The 23258-nt window shown below is 52.4% G+C and carries 17 protein-coding genes; 13 read left to right on the top strand and 4 right to left on the bottom strand.

Annotated elements, in window-relative coordinates; genetic code table 11:
- The first annotated feature begins 42 nt into the window (after positions 1-42).
- From nifJ to H5P27_RS08965, 6 genes are all read left to right on the top strand, one after another.
- Positions 43-3630, top strand: coding sequence for a pyruvate:ferredoxin (flavodoxin) oxidoreductase (gene nifJ / locus H5P27_RS08990; protein WP_185660072.1), 3588 nt, complete (start codon positions 43-45; stop codon positions 3628-3630).
- 83 nt (positions 3631-3713) lie between these two features.
- Positions 3714-4532 (top strand): NAD(+)--dinitrogen-reductase ADP-D-ribosyltransferase, encoded by an 819-nt coding sequence (locus H5P27_RS08985; protein ID WP_185660071.1) that lies wholly within the window; start codon positions 3714-3716, stop codon positions 4530-4532.
- A gap of 21 nt (positions 4533-4553) precedes the next feature.
- Positions 4554-5495 carry an ADP-ribosylglycohydrolase family protein gene (locus H5P27_RS08980; protein ID WP_185660070.1) on the top strand — a complete coding sequence of 314 codons (942 nt, stop codon included), beginning with the start codon at positions 4554-4556 and terminating at the stop codon, positions 5493-5495.
- A gap of 160 nt (positions 5496-5655) precedes the next feature.
- Complete coding sequence (locus tag H5P27_RS08975; protein WP_185660069.1) at positions 5656-6486, top strand: spondin domain-containing protein; 831 nt, start codon at positions 5656-5658, stop codon at positions 6484-6486.
- 117 nt (positions 6487-6603) lie between these two features.
- Complete coding sequence (locus H5P27_RS08970; protein WP_185660068.1) at positions 6604-7599, top strand: metal-dependent hydrolase; 996 nt, start codon at positions 6604-6606, stop codon at positions 7597-7599.
- A gap of 150 nt (positions 7600-7749) precedes the next feature.
- Entirely contained in the window at positions 7750-8853 is a 1104-nt protein-coding gene (locus tag H5P27_RS08965) for a methyl-accepting chemotaxis protein (protein WP_185660067.1), read from the top strand.
- Here H5P27_RS08965 and H5P27_RS08960 read toward each other — a convergent pair.
- Positions 8843-9757, bottom strand: coding sequence for a LysR substrate-binding domain-containing protein (locus tag H5P27_RS08960; protein WP_185660066.1), 915 nt, complete (start codon positions 9755-9757; stop codon positions 8843-8845). The two genes, H5P27_RS08965 and H5P27_RS08960, sit on opposite strands and share 11 nt — an antisense overlap.
- 70 nt (positions 9758-9827) lie before the next feature.
- Between H5P27_RS08960 and H5P27_RS08955 the strand changes: the two genes are divergently transcribed.
- From H5P27_RS08955 to eboE, 7 genes are all read left to right on the top strand, one after another.
- Entirely contained in the window at positions 9828-11021 is a 1194-nt protein-coding gene (locus H5P27_RS08955) for an aminotransferase-like domain-containing protein (RefSeq protein ID WP_185660065.1), read from the top strand.
- 282 nt (positions 11022-11303) lie between these two features.
- Positions 11304-11489, top strand: coding sequence for a hypothetical protein (locus H5P27_RS08950; RefSeq protein ID WP_221774659.1), 186 nt, complete (start codon positions 11304-11306; stop codon positions 11487-11489).
- Positions 11490-11590: 101 nt separating this feature from the next.
- The gene (locus tag H5P27_RS08945) at positions 11591-11863 is read left to right on the top strand and encodes a hypothetical protein (protein WP_185660063.1); all 273 of its coding nucleotides are present in this window, start codon (positions 11591-11593) and stop codon (positions 11861-11863) included.
- Between the two features lie 318 nt (positions 11864-12181).
- Entirely contained in the window at positions 12182-15307 is a 3126-nt protein-coding gene (locus H5P27_RS08940) for a hybrid sensor histidine kinase/response regulator (RefSeq protein WP_185660062.1), read from the top strand.
- 174 nt (positions 15308-15481) lie between these two features.
- Positions 15482-16285, top strand: a complete 804-nt coding sequence (locus tag H5P27_RS08935) for a TatD family hydrolase (protein WP_185660061.1) — start codon at positions 15482-15484, stop codon at positions 16283-16285.
- 118 nt (positions 16286-16403) lie between these two features.
- Complete coding sequence (locus H5P27_RS08930) at positions 16404-18803, top strand: PAS domain-containing hybrid sensor histidine kinase/response regulator (RefSeq protein ID WP_185660060.1); 2400 nt, start codon at positions 16404-16406, stop codon at positions 18801-18803.
- A 97-nt stretch (positions 18804-18900) separates the two neighbouring features.
- Positions 18901-20094 carry a metabolite traffic protein EboE gene (gene eboE, locus H5P27_RS08925; protein ID WP_221774658.1) on the top strand — a complete coding sequence of 398 codons (1194 nt, stop codon included), beginning with the start codon at positions 18901-18903 and terminating at the stop codon, positions 20092-20094.
- A gap of 13 nt (positions 20095-20107) precedes the next feature.
- Here the strand turns inward: eboE and H5P27_RS08920 are convergent, their stop codons facing one another.
- The 3 genes from H5P27_RS08920 to H5P27_RS08910 are packed head-to-tail and all read right to left on the bottom strand — an operon-like array spanning position 20108 to position 23249.
- Positions 20108-21442 (bottom strand): TolC family protein, encoded by a 1335-nt coding sequence (locus H5P27_RS08920; RefSeq protein ID WP_185660058.1) that lies wholly within the window; start codon positions 21440-21442, stop codon positions 20108-20110.
- Position 21443: 1 nt separating this feature from the next.
- The gene (locus H5P27_RS08915) at positions 21444-22562 is read right to left on the bottom strand and encodes an HlyD family secretion protein (protein WP_185660057.1); all 1119 of its coding nucleotides are present in this window, start codon (positions 22560-22562) and stop codon (positions 21444-21446) included.
- Between the two features lie 3 nt (positions 22563-22565).
- Positions 22566-23249, bottom strand: a complete 684-nt coding sequence (locus H5P27_RS08910) for a DUF4956 domain-containing protein (RefSeq protein ID WP_185660056.1) — start codon at positions 23247-23249, stop codon at positions 22566-22568.
- Positions 23250-23258 lie beyond the last annotated feature (9 nt).

Below are 23258 nucleotides of genomic sequence, written 5' to 3'. Positions count from 1 at the left end.
CCTTCGGGCCGACAAGTCACCAATATTCCACTACTTCATACAATGATCGCAACTCCCGCACCAAAATCACCTCGCATAACGCGAGACGCTAACGAAGCAGTCGCCTCGGTAGCTTACCGAATGAGCGAACTAATTTCGATCTACCCGATTACGCCCTCGACCTCTATGGCGGAGCTCTGCGACGAATGGTCGGCCCAGTCGAAACCGAATCTCTGGAACGAAATCCCCCAAGTTTCCCAGATGCAAAGTGAAGGCGGCGTGGCAGGTACCATGCATGGTATCACCATGGGCGGCGCCTTGAGCACTACTTTCACCGCTTCGCAAGGTCTTCTCCTGATGATCCCGAACATGTACAAGATGGCCGGAGAACTTACTCCAAGCGTCATCCATGTATCTGCTCGCGCCATAGCGACTAGCGCCCTCTCAATCTTCGGTGACCATAGCGACGTAATGGCTTGCCGCCAAACTGGATTCGCCATGCTGGCCTCCAATTCGGTGCAGGAAGCCCAGGACCTCGCAGCGATCTCCCACATCGCAACTCTAAACAGCCGCGTTCCATTCATCCACTTCTTCGACGGATTCCGGACCTCGCACGAGATCAACTCACTTGAGTACCTGCAGGACGATACCCTGCTCTCTATGATCGATGACAAAGCATTGGACGAGTACTACCAAAGAGCTCTCACTCCTGACGCTCCATCGGTACGCGGCACTGCCCAAAATCCGGATACATACTTCCAAGCGAGAGAAGCGGTTAACAGCTACTACAAGGAAGTCCCTGGCATCGTTCAGTCCGCCATGGATACTTTCGCAGCCAAGACTGGACGCTCCTACAATATCTTCGACTATTACGGCGATCCCGAAGCGGAGAAGGTAATCGTAATGATGGGCTCCGGCGTGGAAACAGCTGCCGAAACTGCAGAGTACCTCAATAAGAACGAAGGCACCAAATACGGCGTGGTCGCTGTTCGCCTCTACCGTCCCTTCAATACAAAGGCGTTCATCCACACCCTTCCCAAAACGGTCAAATCTGTAGCGGTACTAGACCGTACCAAGGAGCCAGGCTCCATCGGAGAACCTCTTTACCTCGACGTATCCCTAGCCCTGCGCAAAGCGAGCAGCTGCCTCAACAATTGCTTGCCAAACGACCCAGCCGTTGTGGGCGGACGTTACGGCATCGGCTCCAAGGAGTTCACTCCGGCCATGGTAAAGGCTGTTTTTGACAACCTATCCGCTGAGAGCCCGAAGGATCACTTCACCATCGGTATCCGTGATGATGTTACACACCAATCTTTGGATTGGGACGAAAACTTTACCATCCAGATCGAATCCGCTCAGTCTGCCATGTTCTTCGGACTCGGTTCCGACGGAACGGTAGGAGCAAACAAAAACACGATCAAGATCATCGGCGAAGCGACAGAACTCTACACGCAGGCTTACTTCGTATACGATTCCAAGAAATCTGGTGGACTCACCACTTCTCACCTGCGTTTCGGTGAAAACCCAATCAAAGCGCCATACCTCGTAGAAGAGGCAAACTTCGTAGGTTGCCACCAGCCGCAGTTCCTTGGTCGTGTTGAAATGCTCAGCAAGATCGCGAATGGCGGAACGTTCCTCATAAACACCTCCGTACCCGCCGAGGAAGTTTGGGAATCTTTGCCTTACGAAGTGCAAGACACCTTGATCAAAAAGCAGAACAAGCTCTATGTGATCGACGCCTACAAGGTTGCTGGCGAAACCGGAATGGGCCGCAGAATCAACACCATCATGCAGGTGTGCTTCTTCGCCTTGAGTGACGTACTGGAAACTGAAGACGCCATCGGCAGAATCAAAGCCGCTATCGAAAAGACTTACGGACGCAAAGGTCCTAAGATCGTCGATATGAACTGTGCCGCGGTAGATGCAGCTCTCGCCTTCCTCAAGGAAGTTGAAGTCCCATCTGAAACGACCTCAAGCCCTGTAGCTGTAGAGTGGGTACCAAACTCGGCGCCTGACTTCGTAAAGCGCGTCACGGCTCGCCTCCTGGCTGGCCAAGGAGATCTGCTTCCAGTCAGCGCTCTTCCCGCCGGCGGCGTGTGGCCATCTGCCACTTCCCAATACGAGAAGCGCAGCATCGCCACCCAAGTACCCGTTTGGGACGCGGAAACCTGTACGCAGTGTAACAAGTGTAGCTTGTTCTGCCCTCATGCCGCCATTCGCCCCAAGGCTTACGACGAAAGCGAACTCGTTTCTGCTCCAGAAGGATTCAAGAGTGTTCCATTCAAAGGCCCGAATGCTGCAGGCAAAGCCTTCACCATCCAGGTGTACCCTCAGGATTGCACCGGCTGTAACGCATGTGTCGAACTCTGTCCTGCAACGAATGCCGAAGGTCGCAAGGCAATCGAAATGGAGCCACTCGCTCCGATCCTCGACCGCGAAAAGGAAAGCCTCACCTTCTTCCAAGGCATCAAGGAAACCGAGATCGATACCTCCAAAGCGAGCGCCAAAAGCATCTCCCTCAAACAACCATTGTTTGAGTTCTCGGGAGCTTGCTCGGGTTGTACGCAAACGCCATATGTCAGACTTCTGTCTCAACTCTTTGGTGACAGACTACTCATGGCCAACGCGACTGGATGTTCTTCCATCTACGGAGGCAACTTGCCAACTACACCTTACTGCTCCGACTCGAACGGCCGTGGACCCGCTTGGGCCAACTCGCTCTTCGAAGACAACGCGGAGTTCGGACTGGGTCTGCACCTATCCGCCAAATGGCGCAGCGAGACCGCACGCACACTGCTGCAAAACCTCAGCAAGGAAATTGGCGAGGAACAAGTTTCCAGCTTCCTCGCGTTGGACAAGAGCAAGGTAAGCGAGAAACGCGAAGCCCTCGAAGGAATTCGTTCCCGCTTGAAGGAGCTCAAAGGATCGCAAAGCACACGCCTGTTGCAGCGCCTTGACTACTTGGTCGAGAAGAGCACCTGGATCGTCGGTGGAGATGGTTGGGCCTACGATATCGGATTCGGAGGACTCGACCACGTGCTGGCCAGCGGTAATAACGTGAACATCCTTGTTCTGGATACGGAAGTGTATTCAAACACGGGTGGACAATCAAGTAAGGCAACTCCTATCGGAGCTCAGGCGAAATTCGCATCCAAGGGTAAGGAACTCCCCAAAAAGGACCTCGGCCAGATAGCAATGAGCTACGGAGGCATCTATGTGGCCCAGATCGCTATGGGTGCCAATGAGCAACAAACGCTCGAGGTTCTTCGCGAAGCCGAAAGCTACGATGGTCCTTCCTTGGTCATCGCCTACGGACCATGTCTCGCTCACGGCATTGACCTATCCTTCGGACCAGATCGCCAGAAAACAGCAGTCAACAGCGGATACTGGCCTCTCTACCGCTTCGATCCAAGAAATGCGGATACGGAGCTTCCAGTCTTCCGGCTAGATTCCTTTACGCCTAGTGTTCCTGTGGCGGACTTCATGCGGGCAGAAAACCGATTCAAGTCTCTCGAGCGGTCCAATCCAGAACGGGCCAGCGCCTTACTGGAAAGAGCACAGGCCCAAGTCGACGCTCGTTGGAATCGCCTCGAAGCCCTCGCAGCAGCGGGCATGGAGGATGACGACGACGATGACGACGGCTGGGGCTAAGCTAGAGTAACCCAATCTCAGGATCGGTCTCCTAGCGGGGACCGATCCTCTTATTTTAAATCCCTTGGCAAAATCGGACCTCGTTGAATTCAGTCGAAACCAAAGAACAACCCTCAGGAGTAGTAGCCTTCAATCACTGTGATTTGCCACCTTGGGTAATCGCATCGGATACGTTCAACCTGGAACCAAGGCCGTTGAGCATTTCCGGAACACAGCGTTCCAACCGCGACCTATTTCGTAAACTCGACCAAGAAGATGACAGCGCTAAAAGAGGACGCATCTTCCATGAATACCTCAACGTGAAATTCGCCCTGCATCAATGGGCTGAATACACGGGCAACGCTCGAAGCAGTCTGCGAAATAGCTACCTTCGTTTTCTTAACGGCTGGCAAGTGGACAGCAACGGGATCGAAGGCGCCGTTCTAAAAAGCTGGGTAGAAAGCCGATTCGGCGTTTTGGCAACCTATCACAAAGGTATCTTAAAGCGAGTACAGGGCGAAGAGGACAATCGCTTCGCGAGAGATCGGATGAAAGGAAGTTCCCGCACCAACGCGATCTACTCACAACTGGATATTCTGTACGAGTACTGTCAATACGAATACAGGCGCCGCATGCCGGAAACCAAAACCTTGGTACTCTACCGTGGCACAAATGACCCGGAAGAGCACCCTTTGATCGCCACCGGCGAAAAACGCGAAAAATGCATACGCCTAAACAATCTCGTTTCCTTCACCTCAGATCGGGAAAAAGCTTGGGAATTTGGCTCCTCGGTTTGGAAGGCGACCTGCGCCATTTCAAAGATCGTATTTTTCAGTGGATTGCTGCCGAGCAGCCTGCTCACTGGCGAGGACGAATACTTGGTTATTGGCGGTGACTATTGGGTAAAGGAGCTACTCTACTAGATGATTGCGGGAATCCAAACGATGAATACGCATCGAGCCTCTACAGAGCAAATAAGAGACGGTATGCTTGGCTTACTGATCGGAGATGCCTGTGGAGTACCCTACGAGTTCCGGCGGCCGGAGGAGCTACCGCCCTTCGAGGAATTGGATATGTTTCCTCCCAAAGGATTCCTGCGTTCATATTCTCACGTGCCATTGGGAACCTGGTCGGACGACGGAGCTCAGGCTCTTTGCCTATATACTTCCCTTGTTAGTTGCGGTCACTATCACCCGCATGATTTCGCGAGTCGACTGCTACGCTGGCACGACGAAGGATACATGGCGGTAGACAACTACGTTTTCGATATAGGAAACCAAACGAGCGTTTCCATTTCTCGGCTTAAGAAGGGTATGACCACGAGTAACTCGGGCATGCGAGGCGAGAGAAACAACGGGAATGGATCCCTCATGCGATGCCTACCCCTCGCCTTACTCCACAATGGAAATGACATCGCCTTAGTAGTGGATGCCCACCGGCAATCAAGGCTGACCCACGGACACACACGCTCTCAAGTATGCTGCGCTCTCTATTGCCTGTGGGTCAGAAGAGAGCTCCAAGGCTATGATGATGCCTGGAGCGAGGCGACCGCGACGCTCAAAGAAATCTATCAATTCGACCCGCAGAGCCTGCGAGAGCTAAAAGAACAGATTCAGCCCGATCGGGAACCATGTGGAACTGGTACCGGCTACGTAGTCGACTCTCTTCATTCTGCTCGAAGGGCTTGTCTCGAAAAGGATTTCGAATCGATAATTAAACGAGCTATTTCCTTTGGGAACGACACGGATACCACCGCTGCCATCGCCGGCGGAATCGCCGGTATCCGACATGGCAATACCGGCATTCCAAAAATCTGGAAGTCGAAACTCCGCGGCTTGGAAATCCTTGAGCAACTCTCGCTGCTCAGCGATTCCTCTATCCGATAGGGCTTCCAAAAAAGAGGCACTGTGAGCGCTTCCTGCAGCCAAGGGAGAATTATGCGCATTTTTTTGGGAATAATCTACGAACCCGCACGTTCTCTTAATCGGCGCCGGGCAAAGAAGCCCTCCTAGATCGATCTGAAACATAACTGTCTCAGAAACAAAAATGCACACTCAAACACGTTCCCTTAAACGCTTCGCTCTTCGTGGCGTCGCTGCACTTGCCTGCCTTGCTGCAGTCAATGCCCACGCTGTAACGGTACAAGTCACTGTCGAAAATATAGGAAGCCATGATGGACTCTGGTTCACCCCAGTATTTTTCGGATTCCACGACGGATCCTTTGATACCTTTGATTCCGGTTCATATGCCTCTTCATCTATCGAATCCCTAGCCGAGGGTGGAGACGCAAGCGGACTCGCCTCCGACATTATGGGAGTCGCCGGTTCCAAACATCATGTCCTTCTTCAGGATGGAAGTGGAGCCCCTCCGGGTGTTCTCTTCGCTCCGGGAGAAAGCGCGAGCTTTCGCATAGATCTGGACGCGACTCTCAACCGCTACCTGAGCTTCGCATCCATGGTCGTCCCCTCCAACGACATCTTCATTGGCAACGAAGACCCAATGGGGATAGAGTTGTTCGATGGATACGGAAATTTGAATATGGATCTGAGCTTCGACCTATTTGGGGCTAACATCTGGGACGCAGGGACCGAACTTAACGACTTGATGGGGGCACCTCTCTCTCCGCTAGGCGGCATCAGCACCGATACGATGAGTCCCATCAGCCTGCTCGGTCAAGCGGGTCTAGACGGATTCCAAGGAGCTGCCCTCGCCACCGGCACAAATCTTTCGGATTACCTGTCCACACATGATTCACTGGCTCGAATCTCTGTGCAACAGGTTCCAGACTCTACCCAATATATCGGTTTTATGGGAGCGATCGCATTGGTCGGATTTGGCTTCGTCTCAAAGCGAAGGATGGGACAGGAAAAGGCTTAGACATCCTGAACGCTCTCATCACCTGACGGCGACCCTTAACCGGGTCGCCGTTTTCTTGTAGAATTTATCAAACTTTGGGGTTCCCTCGCCCTTCAATTCAAGCATTGTCGCCGATCGATGGACCCGATCAGCCAAGGAGTCGTGGGAGCAATCGCAGCCCTCAGTCTTTCCCCTCCCAAAAACTTGCGAGTCGCGGCCTTGGCAGGAGCGATCGGGGGGATGGCTGCCGACCTAGACATCCTGATATCTTCCGGCGAGGATCCTTTGCTCAACATTGAGTACCATCGCCATTTTTCCCACGCGCTGGCTTTCATACCGTTCGGGGCACTACTCGTCTCCGGCTTCCTATTTCTTTTTCTTCCCAAGAGACTATCATTCGCAACCCTCTACCTGTACTCCTTCCTCGGGTACGCAACATCCGGTCTCTTGGACGCCTGCACGAGCTATGGCACTCAGTTGCTTCTTCCCTTTTCAACATCACGAGTGGCTTGGAACATCATATCGGTGGTGGACCCAATTTTTACCCTCCCTCTGCTTGTCCTCCTCGTAGTCTGCCTCTGGAAACAAAAACAAATCCTCGCGAAGGTCGCAGGTCTCTTCGCCTTGTTCTACTTCGCCCTCGGAACCACACAAAACTTTCGAGCCCAAAGCTACCAAAGCCAGCTGATGGAAAGCCGAGGACACGATGCCTCCACGCTCCGAGCGGTTAAGCCCTCTTTGGCCAACTTAATCCTCTGGCGGAGCGTCTATGAGTGCGGAGGAACCTTCTACGTGGACGCACTCCGGCTGGGGACCTTTTCGGACAATCAAATCTATCTCGGCGACTCGGCACCCGCCTTTTCAGCGGAAGCACACGAGCTGGAACTGAGCGAAACAGCATTGGAGGACATCGAGCGTTTCGACCATTTCTCGGAGGGGTTCGTAGCCTATTCTCCATCAGAGCCAAATTTCCTAATCGATATTCGCTACTCGCCACTTCCGAATTCGATTTCGCCACTCTGGGGCATCCATCTGCAAGAGACGACAGAAACCGGTCACCTCTCTTTCGAAACAAGACGACAAATTTCAGAGACGCAAAAACGCAATTTCCTCAAAATGATTAAAGGGAAATGAGCTCAGGTTCGCCCCGAAACGCTCTCAAGTGAACAGTTTTCATGCATTAAGTTAATTTTGCTCATTCTCTGGAGAAATAAGGTAAACTCCCCAAAGAAATTGTTAATAGAACCTAAAATCGAGGATTGAGGAACCGATTAAGGGGGAATCATGCCAGTTACCTTTAGTGCCCAATCCGACAAACAAAACCAGGAAACGAACGCCGCTCCGGAGAGGATTCGGGTCCTTTCTCGCTCCATTTCCAAAAATTTCGACCAAGCCCTCAAGGAGATCGACGCGATCAACTTACAGACCCGCTTGCTCTCCCTGAACGCTCAAGTGGAAGCCGCTAGAGCCGGCTCAGTGGGAGCCTCCTTTTCTGTCGTAGCCTCTGAGATGCGCACCCTTTCCAAACACACCGAACAAGTGGCGAAGCGGATGGATCTGGAAACCAAGACCGCCGTCAACCAACTCGAGGGAATCAGCGAAGTCATGGCCAATAACGTGCGAGGCGTACGCCTTTCCGACATGGCCCTGGTCAACATAGACTTGATCGATAGAAACCTTTTCGAGCGAACATGCGATGTGCGCTGGTGGGCAACCGACTCAGCTATGGTCGGAGCCGCTCAAAATCCATCTCCGGAAAACGCCGCTTACGCGAGCAAGAGGCTTGGCGTGATCCTCGATGCCTACACCGTTTACCACGATCTCGTGCTCTGCGATCTCCAAGGCAAGGTGATCGCCAACGGCAGACCGCAACAGTATAGATCAGTCAGGGCTGACGTATCTCAAACGGATTGGTTTCGAGCAGCCATCAACTCGAATTCAGGAAACGAATACGGATTCGAAAGCGTGAAAGCAAACCCTCTCACCAACGGAAGCCTAACCTTGGGATATTCCTGCGGAGTCAGAGAAAACGGTGATGCGAATGGAAGGCTCCTTGGAGTTCTGGGCATTCTTTTCGACTGGGAGAGTCTAGCCCAAGTTATCTTGAAAAACACTCCTGTGGACCAAAACCTCAAGGAGTCTACTCGCTGCTGTATCATTGACCGAAGCGGCATGGTTCTGGCGGACACGCAGGACAAGATCCTGAAAGATAGCCTTAAAATACCAGGTACTTTAGATAGAGGGGCTAAGGATAAATCATGGACCCGCACCAAAGTGAATGGGAAGGAGTGCTTTGTTGGATACGCCCAAGCTCCAGGCTACGAAACCTACTCGACCGGCTGGTGCTCTGTAATCATCCAAGAAATCCTAGACCATTCTAGGAACTAGAATTTAGAACTTTTGAGCGAGCCCTCGGGAGACAGGTTTCGAATTTTCGAAGCTCCGGGTTCTCTCGCTCACTGCTGACAAAAACTTCCCTTAGTCTGCATCCATCCCCCGCTAGGGGGATGGATGTCAGGTAGGGATCCATCCCTTTCACCGCAGAGGCAGGGAGCAATGCGACCCCACAACCCGCCACCACCATACTGGCCATAGCAGCAGCTCCATTGGTTTCCCGGATTCCAGGTGCTTCGATTCCGGCAGTAGCGTAGATTCCGTCCAAGAATTCTCGATACGCCGGGGCAAGCTCAAGCTTCAAGGCGATAAGGGATTCCCCTTCTACGTCTTTAATCCTTAAACGCTTCCGTCCAGCTAAGCGATGCCCTTTGGGCAAACAAACCCGCACAGAGCCCTCTTTCCAATTTATGCATCGCACTCTAGGGGGTAGAGACGCAGGCCGAACACCAAGAAACGCTCCATCGAGTTCTCCCTCAGACACCTTGGACAGCAACTCCACCGGAGCCATGTCGACCAAGGATAGTTGCGTATCCGGATGCTCCTTACGATATCGTTCAAAGACTCCAAGCAAATCCTCTCCCATCAAAGCCCCTACGAATCCCAGCCTCAACAGACTCTTTTCACCCGAGCCCGCCCGTCGAGCGCCTTCAACCGCTCTGCTCAAAACAGCCGGTAGCTGATAGACTTCCCTCAGAAAAACTTGCCCCGACGCCGTCAGGTCGACTTTTCTGCCTCGCCTGAAAAATAAGGCTTCTCCCAGAAACTGCTCCAATTCCCTAATGGTTCGACTCAGCTGAGGCTGGGCCACGCCTAGGCGCTCCGCCGCTTTGGAAAAATGAAAATCACGACAGACCTCTAGGAATGAGACTATTTGTTTATGGGTCGGATTATTCATATCATTTTTGTTATACTTTCATAATTTATAGAATATTTTTGTTATTCAAATAAATTTGCTACCATGGGGAATGAATAGCCTCGAATGCCCCAAAGCATCTCTCGCCCGCCGCCTGAATAACTTCAGTGGATCGGTCGCCCGCGACATACTTTCCCGAACTCAAAACAAGGAAATCATCTCCTTCGCAGGAGGATTACCTGACGCCAGTCTTTGGGAGGATCTCGTGCTACCAACCGTCCCTCCGGCCGCCTACCAATATGGACCCTCGGAAGGGGAAATGCCCTTGCGCCAGATAATGGCAGACCGAGCGAGCGCCTTCGGGCTGGACGCTGAAGCCTCGCGAACCTTGATAACTTCCGGCTCCCAGCAAGGACTGGATCTGGCTGCCAAGTTGGTCATAGAACCCGGGACACCTGTACTTGTAGAAGCCCCGACCTACTTGGCCGCTCTGCAGGTTTTCCAGTTGTTCGAGGCTGATATCCAATCCTTGCCTCTCGACACCGAGGGGATCGACGCAGCAGTTCTCGATCGATACCTAGAGCAGACCAAAGCTCCGCTCGCATATTTAAATCCAAGTTTTCAAAATCCGTCCGGCTGTTGCTACTCGCTGGAGCGCCGTCGTGAAATTGCCGAAGTACTCGACCGCCATGCCACGATTCTATTGGAAGACGATCCTTACCGCGACCTGTCTTACGAAAGCGATGCTCCCCCCCCCATCGCGTCGTTTCTCAAAAACACACCTTGGATTTATCTTTCCAGCGTATCGAAAACACTCATCCCTGGCCTGCGTCTTGGCAGCTTGATCTGCTCGGAAGAGCTTTTCCCGTCCCTGCTGAAACTCAAGCAAGCCGCCGACTTACACAGCAACCGCCCCGCCCAATTCATCGCGACAGAATTGCTCTCAGATGCGCAAAAGAATGCGGAGCGGATCGAAAAACTTCGCTCCCACTACCAGCAGAAACGCGACCTGATGGAATCAACGCTTCGAGCGGATTTCAAATCCTTGGCGGATTGGAAAAAACCGAGTGGAGGCATGTTCTTCTGGCTTACGTTGAAAGATCGAGTTGATCTGAGTGAGACTCTGGAAGAATGCCTGAAACAGAACGTGGCCTTCATGCCTGGATCTCCCTTCTTCGCGCATAAAAACGATCACCCTTGCTGCATAAGACTGAACTTTTCGTTGGTCAGCCGCGAAAAACTCGAAAACGGAACTAGGGTAATTTCCCGTGTAATCAAAAGCCAGTCAGGTTATTATTCTAAGTAAATCCTGCAGGGTACTCTCAACCAAGCATAGGGGTTGCTTGTTTTGGGTATAAAAATCAAAATTCGCTTAGCAAAAAGGCATTCGATGTGCTAACTACATACCTCGATGCCGCTTATTACCCCTTCACACGCGACCGATTCCATTACCCCAACTCGTGCAATTCAATTCCTACGGCGCATTTCCCTGCCGTTCTCAATTGCAGCGATTTGTCCCTTGGTTATGGGATCTAACGATCATTCCGCTTCGGCACTCGCTGAGGACAAAACCCCATCCCTAGGCGCAATGCCCATTTGGGAAGAGATATCTTGGTCGGGGAGTAATTCCGCGATCTTTCTCGTGGCTTTGACGCTGATGGCCTTCTACGTAAAAATCCACGACCGGAAGCAGCAGCGCGAAGCGAATAGCCCTTCGGATGGTCGAAAGACCTTTGCTTCCAAAGGCACGAAGCAACGAAACGTGGCTTCCTAGCGACCGACCCAAATAGAAAAAGGCTCCGATCTTTTTCCACGGATGGGTGCAGTGAAACAAGGCGGCTTGCATCCGGAAATGGAGCGTGCAAGCTCCAGTCTATGAAGCCCGCTAATCCTCAAAGCCCGGTGGATCTCTATTTTATGGATGCTCGGTCCAAGCTCATAGATATCGCAGCCTTCATGGACCGTGTCGAACGCGACGGAGCCACCGACGACTATCGATATCAAGCCTTTCGGGAGGCGCTCAAAGCGCTGGGAAGCGACCATAGGGCAATCGAGGTCCTCAAGTCCCTCAGCGATCCCACCAAAGAACTCATTCCAGTCGCTACCACCAAGGCAGCGAGCGGAGCCTGGCCTCAGCCGACGGAATAGTCCGGGCATTCAAAGAGAAGGCTGTCCAAGACCGCTAGGCGACGAATGCCTTCCAGCCATCTGGGGTAAATTACTCTGCAGAATAGCTAAAAATTACGGTACGCCAGCCGTATATAGGAGTTCATGACTGGCTCCGACTTCCTCTACTCTTGTATCACTGCTGGGACTTCACCAACAAGACTCGCCGTTGTTGAGCGGACCCTGGCCAACCGGATTGTAACCTCCAGTCACGGAATAGCTCAGCTCCTGAACGGAAGCCCGCTTCGCTAGAAACGCTAGCCGCCCTTACCTGTGATCCAAATCCGACGAGCTAGGCAGATGTCATTCCTCACGAAGGTCCTCCTTCCGGTGCTGGCTGTCCTAATCGCGATGCCAATCATCACCGTTTCACAGGTAAATCAGCACTTCAACGATCGCTCCGATGTAGCGGCCAAGGACAAACTCACTACGGCCCAATCGTTCTTGGCCAGATGGGTCGACGACAAACCCCGCTCACACGAGCTCCAGTTAAGGGTAGCTCACTCCTTGGAACGCCTCGAGCAGCCCTCCGGAGCCGAGGGGCCAGACGGTCTCGTACAAAACCTGCTCAAATCGCTCGGACCTGGCGTCAAAGCCATCGTCTGCACGCCAATGAATGGTGACGAATCATTCTCAGCCAGATCAGACTCGACTCTCGACCTGGATGCGATGGAGCAAGCTCTAGCGCCAAATGTTGAACTCGCTCTTGGAGGGCACGCAGAATCAACCGTCTACAGCGACGGAAATAGTATCTACAACATTACCTTCATGCCGCTGCGCAGCCCAAAGTCGGGAACGATCTTGGCCAGCTTGAGCATCGCGACTGAACTGGGAGAGCATCGCTTGAGAGAATTGAAGGATCTCACCAAAACGGAAGTGATAACTATTGTCGACGGGAAGCCGTTGAGCTCCACCCTGTCAGAATCCCTCACCCAAAAGGCGATTGAAGAAAATACCGCAGAAGCGGGACACCTGTTTCCAGTGCTTCTCGGAAACGAACACTTTCACGCTCTCAGCGACACTATTCAGCTAAGCGACGGAAACGAGCTGCAATACATCCTTCTCAGCTCTTACGAGGACGAGCGCCAATCCCTCTACAAAACCCGACTGTTGCTTATCGCGATCAGCTTTGGAGGCATCGTTTTCGGAACCTTCCTCATCTACATCTTCATTCATCGACTCACCAGTCCTCTGAGATTGCTCAAGGAAGGGGCGGACGAAGTAGGTCGCGGAAACTTCGGGCACAAAGTGAATTGCTCTAGCTCGGATGAATACGGAGATCTTGCTCGGGCTTTCAACCACATGACGGAAAATCTTCAGACCTCGCATCGCGAACTAGAGGAAACCGTGCATCAGCTGAAATCTACCCAATCCCAGCTGATCGAGAGCGAAGAGGGGCTACGACTCATCATCGAAGGCGCCAGAGACCATGCGATTTTTACTCTGAATGATGAGGGCAAAATCCTGCGTTGGAATGCCGCATCAGAACGCATCCTAGGCTACACAAGCCGCGAGGCCTCGAAGATCGGCTACGCCGCCCTTTTCCCGCCAGAAGACGAAGCGATTCTGAATCTGTCAGAAACAATGATGGCCGAAGCCAACGCCAAGGGCCAGGTCAGTTTCCAAGGCTGGAGACGTCAAAAAGACGACAAGTTGATCTGGGCAGATGTCACTCTTTCCAAGTTGGAAACAGGCGGATTTGTGGAAATCACCCGCGATATCACCGACCGTAAAGAAGCTGAAAACGCTATGCGAGCGGCCCGCGATGCGGCCGAAGCCTCCGATAGAGCAAAGAGCGAATTCCTAGCGAACATGAGCCATGAGTTCCGAACTCCGATGAACGGCATTATCGGAATGGCGAGCCTCCTGTCTTCCCTCGATCTGACCGCAGAACAGAGCGAGTACACGGATACCATTCGAGTCAGCGCCGACAATCTGCTCTCCATCATCGACGACATTCTGGATATTTCGAAAATCGAAGCAGGAGAATTCGAGATTTCCGAGAATCCGACAGACTTGGTCGAAACGATCGAATCCGGCATTTCTCCCTTCCAAGCTGATTGCGAGAGCAAGTCCATCGGGCTGCATCTGACCATTTCAAACGAGGTTCCCGCCCAGGTTCTCACAGACGCGAGCCGACTCAGGCAAATCATCGCTAACCTCGTAGGCAATGCCGTTAAATTTACCAATCGCGGCGGCGTAACCGTATCGGTCGCTTACGAGACGGAAAATGCCAAACTGCAGATCGCAGTTCGCGATACCGGAATAGGCATCGCAAAGGACCATCTTCAGGAGCTATTCAAACCCTTCTTCCAAGCCGAATCCTCCGCTTCCCGACAGTATGGAGGAACAGGGCTCGGACTAACCATCACACGAAATCTGGTCGATTTGCTCGAAGGAAAAATCTCTGTGCAAAGCCAACTCGGGAAAGGCTCCACTTTCACTGTGGAAATACCGGTCGCCAGCATGGAATCAGAACCGGCTTTTGCTCAATTCGACAGAGAGAAGATCTTGATCGTGATCGATGATGCGATCGCCCAAGACGCCTTGGAAACTCAGCTGGCACATTGGGGCATCGAAGCGCGCAGCGTCTCCTCGCGACCAGACCCGCTTCGCTCCACCCTCGAAAACGAGAAAAGCGACCTTCTGATTATTCACGAGTCCGCTTCCCGCTCCGACACGATTCGCACGCTTTTCGATGTGCGAAATCTACAAGGCGACCTATTCCCTCCAATCATTCGCCTCGTCTCTTCCAAGACGAAGGAGGATATCGCATCCAACGACAAATCTGTGGCTATCAGCCAACCGGTCTCGCTTCGCGCCCTAAACTTCCATTTGCAAGCATTCAAAAACCAGCCGGATCACCCATTTAGAGATTCCTTGCTACCTAGCGATGATTCGGATACGAGGGAATCATCCCCCGCAAGAAGCCGAGTCTCCGTGGAAAAAACAGACTCTCCCCAGGAGCAAAAGCCCGAGGCCACTCCGGCCGCGGAACAAGGTGAAACGATCGCCTTTGCCGAACAGTACCCGATGAGGATCCTCGTCGTTGAGGACAATCCGATCAATACCAAGGTCCTGGTCAGGATGCTGAAGAAGTTCGGCTACTCTCCTGAAACGGCGGAGAATGGAGCCGAGGGTGTGAGAGCCGCAGAAGCGGAAGCATTCGATACCATTCTCATGGATCTCCAAATGCCCGTGCTCGACGGACTCACAGCGGCGAGTAAGATCATAAACTCCCACTCTATAAAGCATCCGATTTATGTCTCAGCCTTCACCGCGAATGCTCGAGACGAAGACAAAGCGGCATGCAAGGATGTGGGCATGCATGATTTCGTGGCTAAACCAGCCCGCATTCCCGTGCTCAAAGAGATGCTGATTCGAGCCCATAGCTGGGTTTCCGCTCAGAAGACTTTGTCCGAGTAGCTCCCGCCTAGCCAGATCTAGCGGCGAATAAACGCTAGCAGGTAAGCTACAATACAGGCCCTCGAGCAAAGCGAAGTTGCCAAGCTCCCTCCCATTCTTTTGGACTTGCTTTAACGCAAACCTTTAGCGGCTGAAGTCGTAAATTCACGAAAGGAGTAAGAGCAAAATCCAAAGATGAGATATATCGAACCCCATGCCCACATGGTAAGCCGAACCACTGACGACTACGTCGCCATGGTAACAGCCGGCTGCAAAGCGGTATGCGAGCCTGCCTTCTGGGCGGGCTTCGACCGGAGTTCCTCCCACGGGTTCTACGACTATTTCAGGCAACTAACCGAGTACGAGCCCGCTCGGGCAGCCAAATTCCATTTGCCGCACTTTTCCTGGCTTTGCATCAATCCCAAGGAGTCCGAGGACTTAGGCTTGGCCAATGAAGTCCTCGCCCTCATTCCCCAATTCCTAGACAAGCCCAACGTTCTGGGAATCGGCGAAATCGGCCTCAACAAGAACTCTCGCAACGAGATGACGATTCTTGAGAAGCATGTAGATCTCGCCGCCCAACACGAACAGCTCATCCTTGTTCATACCCCTCATTTGGAAGACAAGCTCAAGGGAACCAAGCTGATTGTGGATCTGATAAAATCAGACTCACGAATCGATCCGTCCCACGTTTTGATCGATCACGTGGAGGAGCACACCGCTGGCTATGTCATGGACGCAGGCATGTGGGGCGGCATTACGCTCTATCCCGAATCGAAAGCCACCTCACCACGCGCCATCGACATCCTGGAGAATTTCGGACCCGAACGACTTTGGATGAATTCAGCCTGCGACTGGGGCGTATCCGTACCGCTAGCAGTACCCTATGCTGCCATGGAAATGAGAAGGCGTGGCTACGATGACGAAACGATAGACAAAGTGTTCTATCAAACGCCCTTCCGGTTCCTGAGCCAAAGCCCCAACTTCAAACTCGGCTGAGCGTTCAAACGAGCTGGACTTAAGTATCAACTCGGCATCACGAAGAAATAAGTCTGCCGAGGTTGCCCCTTCCCTGCAGTTGGGCTACAGATAGAAGGCCCTTAGAATGCACTTTCCTATGCCTGAGAACCCGATTCCCAGCAAACCTCCAACACTCTCTGCCGCGCTCTCGCAAAGGGAACCCTTGCTGGCTAATCTTTGGGAAAATGCGCCCTTTGGGATCCTCCTGATCGTTCCAGGACCGGATGAAAAGCAGCCCGTCCTCATAGGAGACTGCAACCCCGCCACCTGCCAATTTCACGGCTACTCAAAAGAGGAATTGGTCGGCCAATCGCTCGATCTTCTCCACGAGATCCACTGGACCACTACCATCGACCACGACTGGTTCGCGACCCCAAAAAAAGATAGGGTTTATAAGGGCTCCTCACTGCATCGCCGGAAAGATGGCAGCACCTTCCTAGTCGATTACTCGCTTACTTTCCACGAGCTCGAAGGATGCCGGTACGCCATCGGCTTCGATACGCCCCTAGGCCTGCAAGCCGAGGGACAAAAACTACTGGCCCTATCCTCTCGTTGGATAACCGCCATCGAGAGCAGCTTGGATGGCGTCTGGGAAATCGATATCCCAAGCCAAAGTGTTTGGACTTCCCCGAGGTGCCAGATGATCCTTGGTAAGTCTCCCCACGAGGAAATCAGGTCCCTATCCGAGCTTTTAGCTAATGTTCATCCAAAGGACCTGAAAAAAGTAGAAGACGCCTTTCTGGCAATCTACGAGGACCGAAGCGGGCAACTCGATTTGGAAGTAAGGTTTCAAGCTCCCGAGAGGGCAGAGCTCTGGCTCACCTTGAGAGGAAAGGTATCCTACTCTACCGACCAGAAGCCAGCTCGTATCCTCGGTAGCATGACAGATATAACCGGGAGAAAGAAAACTGAGGTCGCTCTCGAGAACGCCCTCGCAACCGCTGAATCTGCGAGCGCTGCCAAGTCCAAGTTTCTCGCCGCAATGAGCCAAGAGATTCGCGATCCTATCAGCGGAGCTCTCGGCATGGCCAATCTGCTAGCGAGTACCCCGCTCAATCAGAAGCAAAGGCGGATGCTCAAATCGATCACCACTCACAGCGGCAACCTCCTCGCCAATATCGATGAAATCCTCTACTTCACGAACCTAGATGCCCCCGGCTTTGAGTTGCAGAATAAGCCTTTCGACCTCGTAAAATGCTTCACCCAGTCTATCGACACGCTCAGCCCGCTGGCAGCCAGCAAAAATGTAGAGCTCCTGTTCCGCATGGGGTCCCAAACACCGGCCACGGTTTACGGCGATGAAAGTTGTTTCTCCACGGTTGTATCCAAACTCTTAGAAAACGCAGTCAAGTTCACTGAGGCGGGTGAGGTTATTGTCACTCTGGAGGCAAATCGGGCCGAACAGCAAAGCGACGGAAAACTATACACTGAGATAAGTCTCACGGTTCAAGACACCGGAATCGGCATCGCCCCAGAGACCTTGCCAAACTTGTTCACCCCTTTCTCTCAAGCTAGCGATTCCACTCGAAGCCATTTTGGCGGCTACGGTCTAGGACTCGCTACTTGCCAACGTATCATCGATCGCATGGGGGGAACCATCAGTGTGGAAAGTTCACTCGATCAAGGCAGTCTCTTCACTTGCAATCTCAAGCTAGAAAGCGGATTCGGACTGGCCTATCCACCCCTGCCAGAAGTGAAGGATAAAATCGCCTTGGTACTAGCGACCCCCAGCAAATCGACCCAGATCATCCTTGATATCCTAGAACACTTCAGCCTGCGAACGATACTCATAGAGAATCCAAAACAGCTGGTTGAATCCTTGGAAAATAGATCTCCCTTCTCATTTCTTTTCTGCGACATTTCTGGCTGGAGCGAACCTGACATAGCAAAAGTGGATACATGCCTTCAGGACATATCTGATTTTAAGTTTTGCCGCATCGAAGTCCTTCCTGTCTCCAAACCAGCGGATCAGCCCGAGGGTGGCGGAGTTGGCCCCTTCTCACTGCAAAAACCTATCGACCCGGTCGCATTCTCACAAGTCCTGCAGAAGGGATCGATGAGTTTGCAAAACTCGCTCCAAGGCTCCGACACAGCTGAAAGCTTTCAGAAAGAGAAAATCTTGGTCGTAGAGGACAACGCCATCAACCGTATGCTGGCAATCCGCATCCTGCAGAAGCTTGGGTTTCGCGCGGATTCAGCTAAAGACGGCAAAGATGCGATCAAGAAGTGCGATCTAAAGCCCTACGACATCATACTCATGGACCTGCAGCTACCAGACATCAGCGGGATACAAACCTTGAAATCTATCCGAAAAAATCTCGCCCAATCTCAGAGAGCACCTTGGACAATCGCGGCTACCGCGAGCACCTGGCAAGAGGATCGAGAACTCTGCTTCCAAGCTGGATTTGACGACTTTCTATCGAAGCCCATCCACCCTGATAAACTGGTCGCCGCCATCGAAAAGGCTCGTGCAGCGATTATCCCTGGAAGCAAATAGAATCAGCGAAGTCCGAGTCAGTGACTTGCGGATACAGGCCTAGCGCATAGAAAGAGGATCGCTGGGCTTGCCTATATGCTCTTTTGCCTCAATGCAAATGCTCATGCAATTGGCAAACGGAGCTCACTTGGCTTACTGCACAAATGTTCACCCGGGCAATAACTGGGAAGAGACATTCCGATCCCTTAAAAACGAGGTTTTGCAAGTGAAAGCATGTGTGTGCCCACACAACGAATACGCAATCGGACTTCGCTTGTCCGCTCTGGCTGCGAAAGAACTATCCCAGCCAAAAAAGCTTGCCGCCTTCAAGGCCTGGTTGAACAAGAAAAATTGCTACGTCTTTACCATCAACGGCTTTCCCTATGGCAACTTCCACGGTGAGCGGGTAAAGGAGCAAGTATACCGACCCGATTGGTCTGAAGAAGACCGACTCACTTACACCAACCTTCTCTTCGATATCCTCGTACAACTTCTGCCCACTGGTGTCGCGGGATCCGTTTCCACTCTACCCGGTTCTTTCAAGCGCTTTGTTACCCATAACTCTCAGTACGCGGCCATGCACGACAATTTGTATAAGGCCTACCAACACATCGAAACGCTTAGCGAGACCTACGACCTCGACCTGCACCTAGGGCTCGAGCCAGAACCGCTCGGTCTCTTCGAAAACACGGAGGAAACGATAACCTTCTTTGAGCATTTCCTGAACAGGAGAAAAGACGCGGACCAAATCAAGCGACGAATCGGAGTCAACTACGACACCTGCCATCTCGCCTTAGAATATGAAGATGCAAACACGGCCCTCAGGAAATTCGATTCTCTGGGGATTCGCATTTCGAAGCTTCACATCTCCTCTGCCTTGGTAACGAGAGATTTCAGCCCAGCGTCGCTCGAACTGCTCAGCGGCTACAACGAGCCGACATACCTTCACCAGGTACTGGCCAAAGAACCAGGCGAAGGTGACACTGGAGAAAACATACGCCGCTACGAGGATCTGCCGGCGGCCTTGAAAGCGAGAGAAATAGGCGAAGACAACTCAACCGAGTGGCGTATCCATTTCCACATTCCGCTTCACTCCGAACCTGCTTGGCCTCTTTCTTCTACCAGAAGCCATATCCGAGGCGCATTAGACTACCTAAAGGCAAAACCTGAAGCGTGCCAGCACCTGGAGATGGAAACCTACACCTGGTCGGTGCTGCCAGAGTTAGGAAGAAACAAAAGTGTTGTTGAGCAGATTACTAGTGAATACGAGTGGGCATTGTCAGAGCTAAACTCCCGCTCGATGCTTGTTTGAACGAATGGCTAGATTAAAAGCGAGTTAGATTACGACTCCAACCAGAGAGCAATTCTATCTCTTGGTAAAGAGACTCTAAACGAATCTCACCCTCCAAAAGGGATTTCTCTGTTCTGAAACGCTCCTCTCGCAAATCTACCAACACCTCTGGATCACCATCTAACGCAAGCAGGTCACCAATTGCCTCATCCATATCCAACAAAGTGCCGTTTAGCCACTCTCTTGAAACGCTCAGTAGAGTTTCCTCGTCACGAATTTTTCGATACAAAACTCTAAGTTCAGCTACGACTTCACGTTGCTTCGAGTTCTTCTCAGCGCTCGACGACTTGAGCATCGCATTCAGCCGCTCAGATTCATGGTCAGAAAACAAGTCGATACTCACACCAGTCTTCACTTTCCAGCGACCTCCGTGGTCTGAATTCTCCCCCGGCAATTCATCGCCCCAATTAAATTCGGCAAACGTAGGCTCCGGTATCCAACCTCGATTCTGTGCCTCTATGCGAGCTAGGACGAGGGCTTCATCTCGCCGGACCTTGATTGATTCCAAGTTATACCTCAAGGCCTGTGACTCCAAACTCGCTAAGGATGGAAGCGTATCCAAACGATCCCTCCACCCGGCCACCACCAGCTCAGCTTGAGCATCACTCAAACCGCATTCCGTCAACTGTGACAGAACAAGCTCATACTCACGATACTGTTCCCGCAGTTCCGAATATCCCTTCAAGATTTGCCTAGCCAGTTTTGAACACTCGACAGACCTAGATTCTGCAGACTCTGTCCTTACATAAAGTCCGGTTAACTCCCGTAAGCGACGGATACCGCAAATCAACTGCCGACGATAAAGAGAACCGCTACTTAGTAGGCCACGAGCTCTACAATCAACTCTGCGCTCCAGAGATTGAATACAGCTAGCAAGGTAGTCCAATTCAACTTCAGCCGCACGCTTGATAACTCGCCGATCCGTTTTATCAGGGAAACGTAGTCGGAGCCCTACACTTCCGTCTCCCCCGTCTCCATCTTCGTCCTCTGACAGGGTCACCCTCAATTCTGGATCCGGCCAAGCCAAACCGGCCTTCGCATTCGCTTTGACGAGCTCAGCCTTTAACCGAAGCTCTTCCAAGCCAGGCTCGCAATCACGCATCACATCCACCAGTCGGGATAGAACATCATCAACCTCGTCCACGTCCGACTCCGTAGCCATTTCCTCGTCGACCCGAGCCACCCAATCGTTGACTGCTTGAATAGGATCCGTAGCCCCCTCAGCCTCTACAATCAAGAGCATCAGGACGCCTAAGAATGCTACGAGACGGGACACGATAGCGAAAAGTTCAGCGATAAGAGCTAACATCTTAAGACTGCGAGCTACCAAGCCCGATCACTGAGAGGATTTGGTCCCACCAAGTTTGGAGCGGAGAATTGGCTCCCGCTTCCAAAGCGATTTCTACCTGTTGGCCGTCAAGCCAAGGAACATCTTCCTCTAAGTCTACTACAAATAGGATTCCGCGAACTGATCGAGCCATGATAGGGTTAGATTTATCTTCCACCGAACCTATTTTCGGCAGGACTCGCACTACCTTGCCTGCGATCGGAGCGAGCTGAGTGCCGGTAAGGTTTACTTCCACGCGTTCTCCTTCGAAGAGATTCTGAGTCCCATCATGTCCCACGAAACCAACTACTTGCGGCCTCTCCTTCTCCACCAAATCTAAAATCGGTTCCCCGGCTCTCACGAAGTCCCCCTTTTTCCGATACACAGTGGCCACCGAGCCTTCCGACTCCGCTGTTAGATCCAAAGATTCACGGCGCTCCTTCAGCGTATTCAACAGCGTTTCCTTGCTAATCTTTTGCCGGCTTCGAGCCTCCTCGATCAAAGCGTTGAAGTCTGCCTGCTCCGCTTTCAGAGCCGACAGTCGTTCGTCCAAGGTAGAGACTAGGAAACGCAGCGAAGCGATCTTGCGCTCGTTCGAGACTATCATCCCCGTGTCGATTAGTCCACTAGACTTGAGGCCCTGGAGACGTTCCCTTTCCGCTAAAAGAACCTCCAGCTCGCTTTCCGCCTCCTTGCCCTCCAAAACGAGTTTCTCTTCCGAATGCCTTAGCTCCGAGCTTCTTAGAAAAGCCTCCAGCGACAGCTTTGACTCCGCATCCACGATATCGGACTCGGCCTCGGCTATCTCGGAGTTCAAAGCGGCCGAACGCATACTCACGAGCAACTGCCCAGCTTGAAACGGCTCCCCCAGTTCGACTTCAAGCGTCTCGATGTACCCGCTTTCCTTGGGGACGAGAGTGCGTTTGCTGTATTCGACAAGCCCCGGTACTGTTTCCTCTACCTCGGTGTGCGAAATCGACCAGAGAGCGAGCGCTCCCAAAGCCACCCACACGACAAAGGGCCAGTGGCGTACCGTGCGTACGAACCAAATACGGAAACGGTGCCGCTTAGACAAGCGGTGTATAGATACTTCCTCGCTCATAACCTAAATCTCAACCGTCTCCCGCTGGAGGATGAAGCTAACTTCCCGAATCGTTCCCACCTCGCGAAGCGTATCCAGAAATTCATCGCAAAGCGACTTATCTACCAGACATATCTGGTAGGCGTACTCCAAATCGGTTCCTTGCATAGCGTCACGCATCGCCACAAGCTCAACTGAGCTGGCAAACCCTCTAAACACCTCCGAAAGAACATGCTCCAGATCCATTCCTCTCGGAGCCAAGAAACGCAGCAGCCCTTCGTTCTTGCGGCGAGAGGAGGCTGGCGCCCAATGCAAGATGAAGGCTGACAGGGCAAAGAACAAAGTTCCGATAAACGCTACCTGATAGATTCCAGATCCGGAAGCGATGCCTACCGCTAGAGTCGCGAAAAGAAAGATGATATCCCTAGGATCGCGGATTGGAGTCCTAAAACGGATAATAGCCAGGGCACCTATGATCCCTAAACCACGGGCGAGATTGTTACCGATCGCGATGATCATAATCGCCACCACAATACAGGCCAGTACCAGAGTCTGCACAAACGATCGCGAATAACTCGCCCCCGAATGCGTCCACCGGTACACCGCGGCCAGCAAAGTCCCTAAAAACAGGCTCAACGCAAGCGACGCTACTATATCCAACGCGCCTTGCTCGCGCACCGAACCAAATCCTTCGATAAACAACTCCATAACTATAAG

It is taken from the genome of Pelagicoccus albus (assembly GCF_014230145.1).
GTDB lineage: Bacteria > Verrucomicrobiota > Verrucomicrobiia > Opitutales > Opitutaceae > Pelagicoccus > Pelagicoccus albus.
This window is presented reverse-complemented; position numbering and strand designations above follow the sequence as displayed.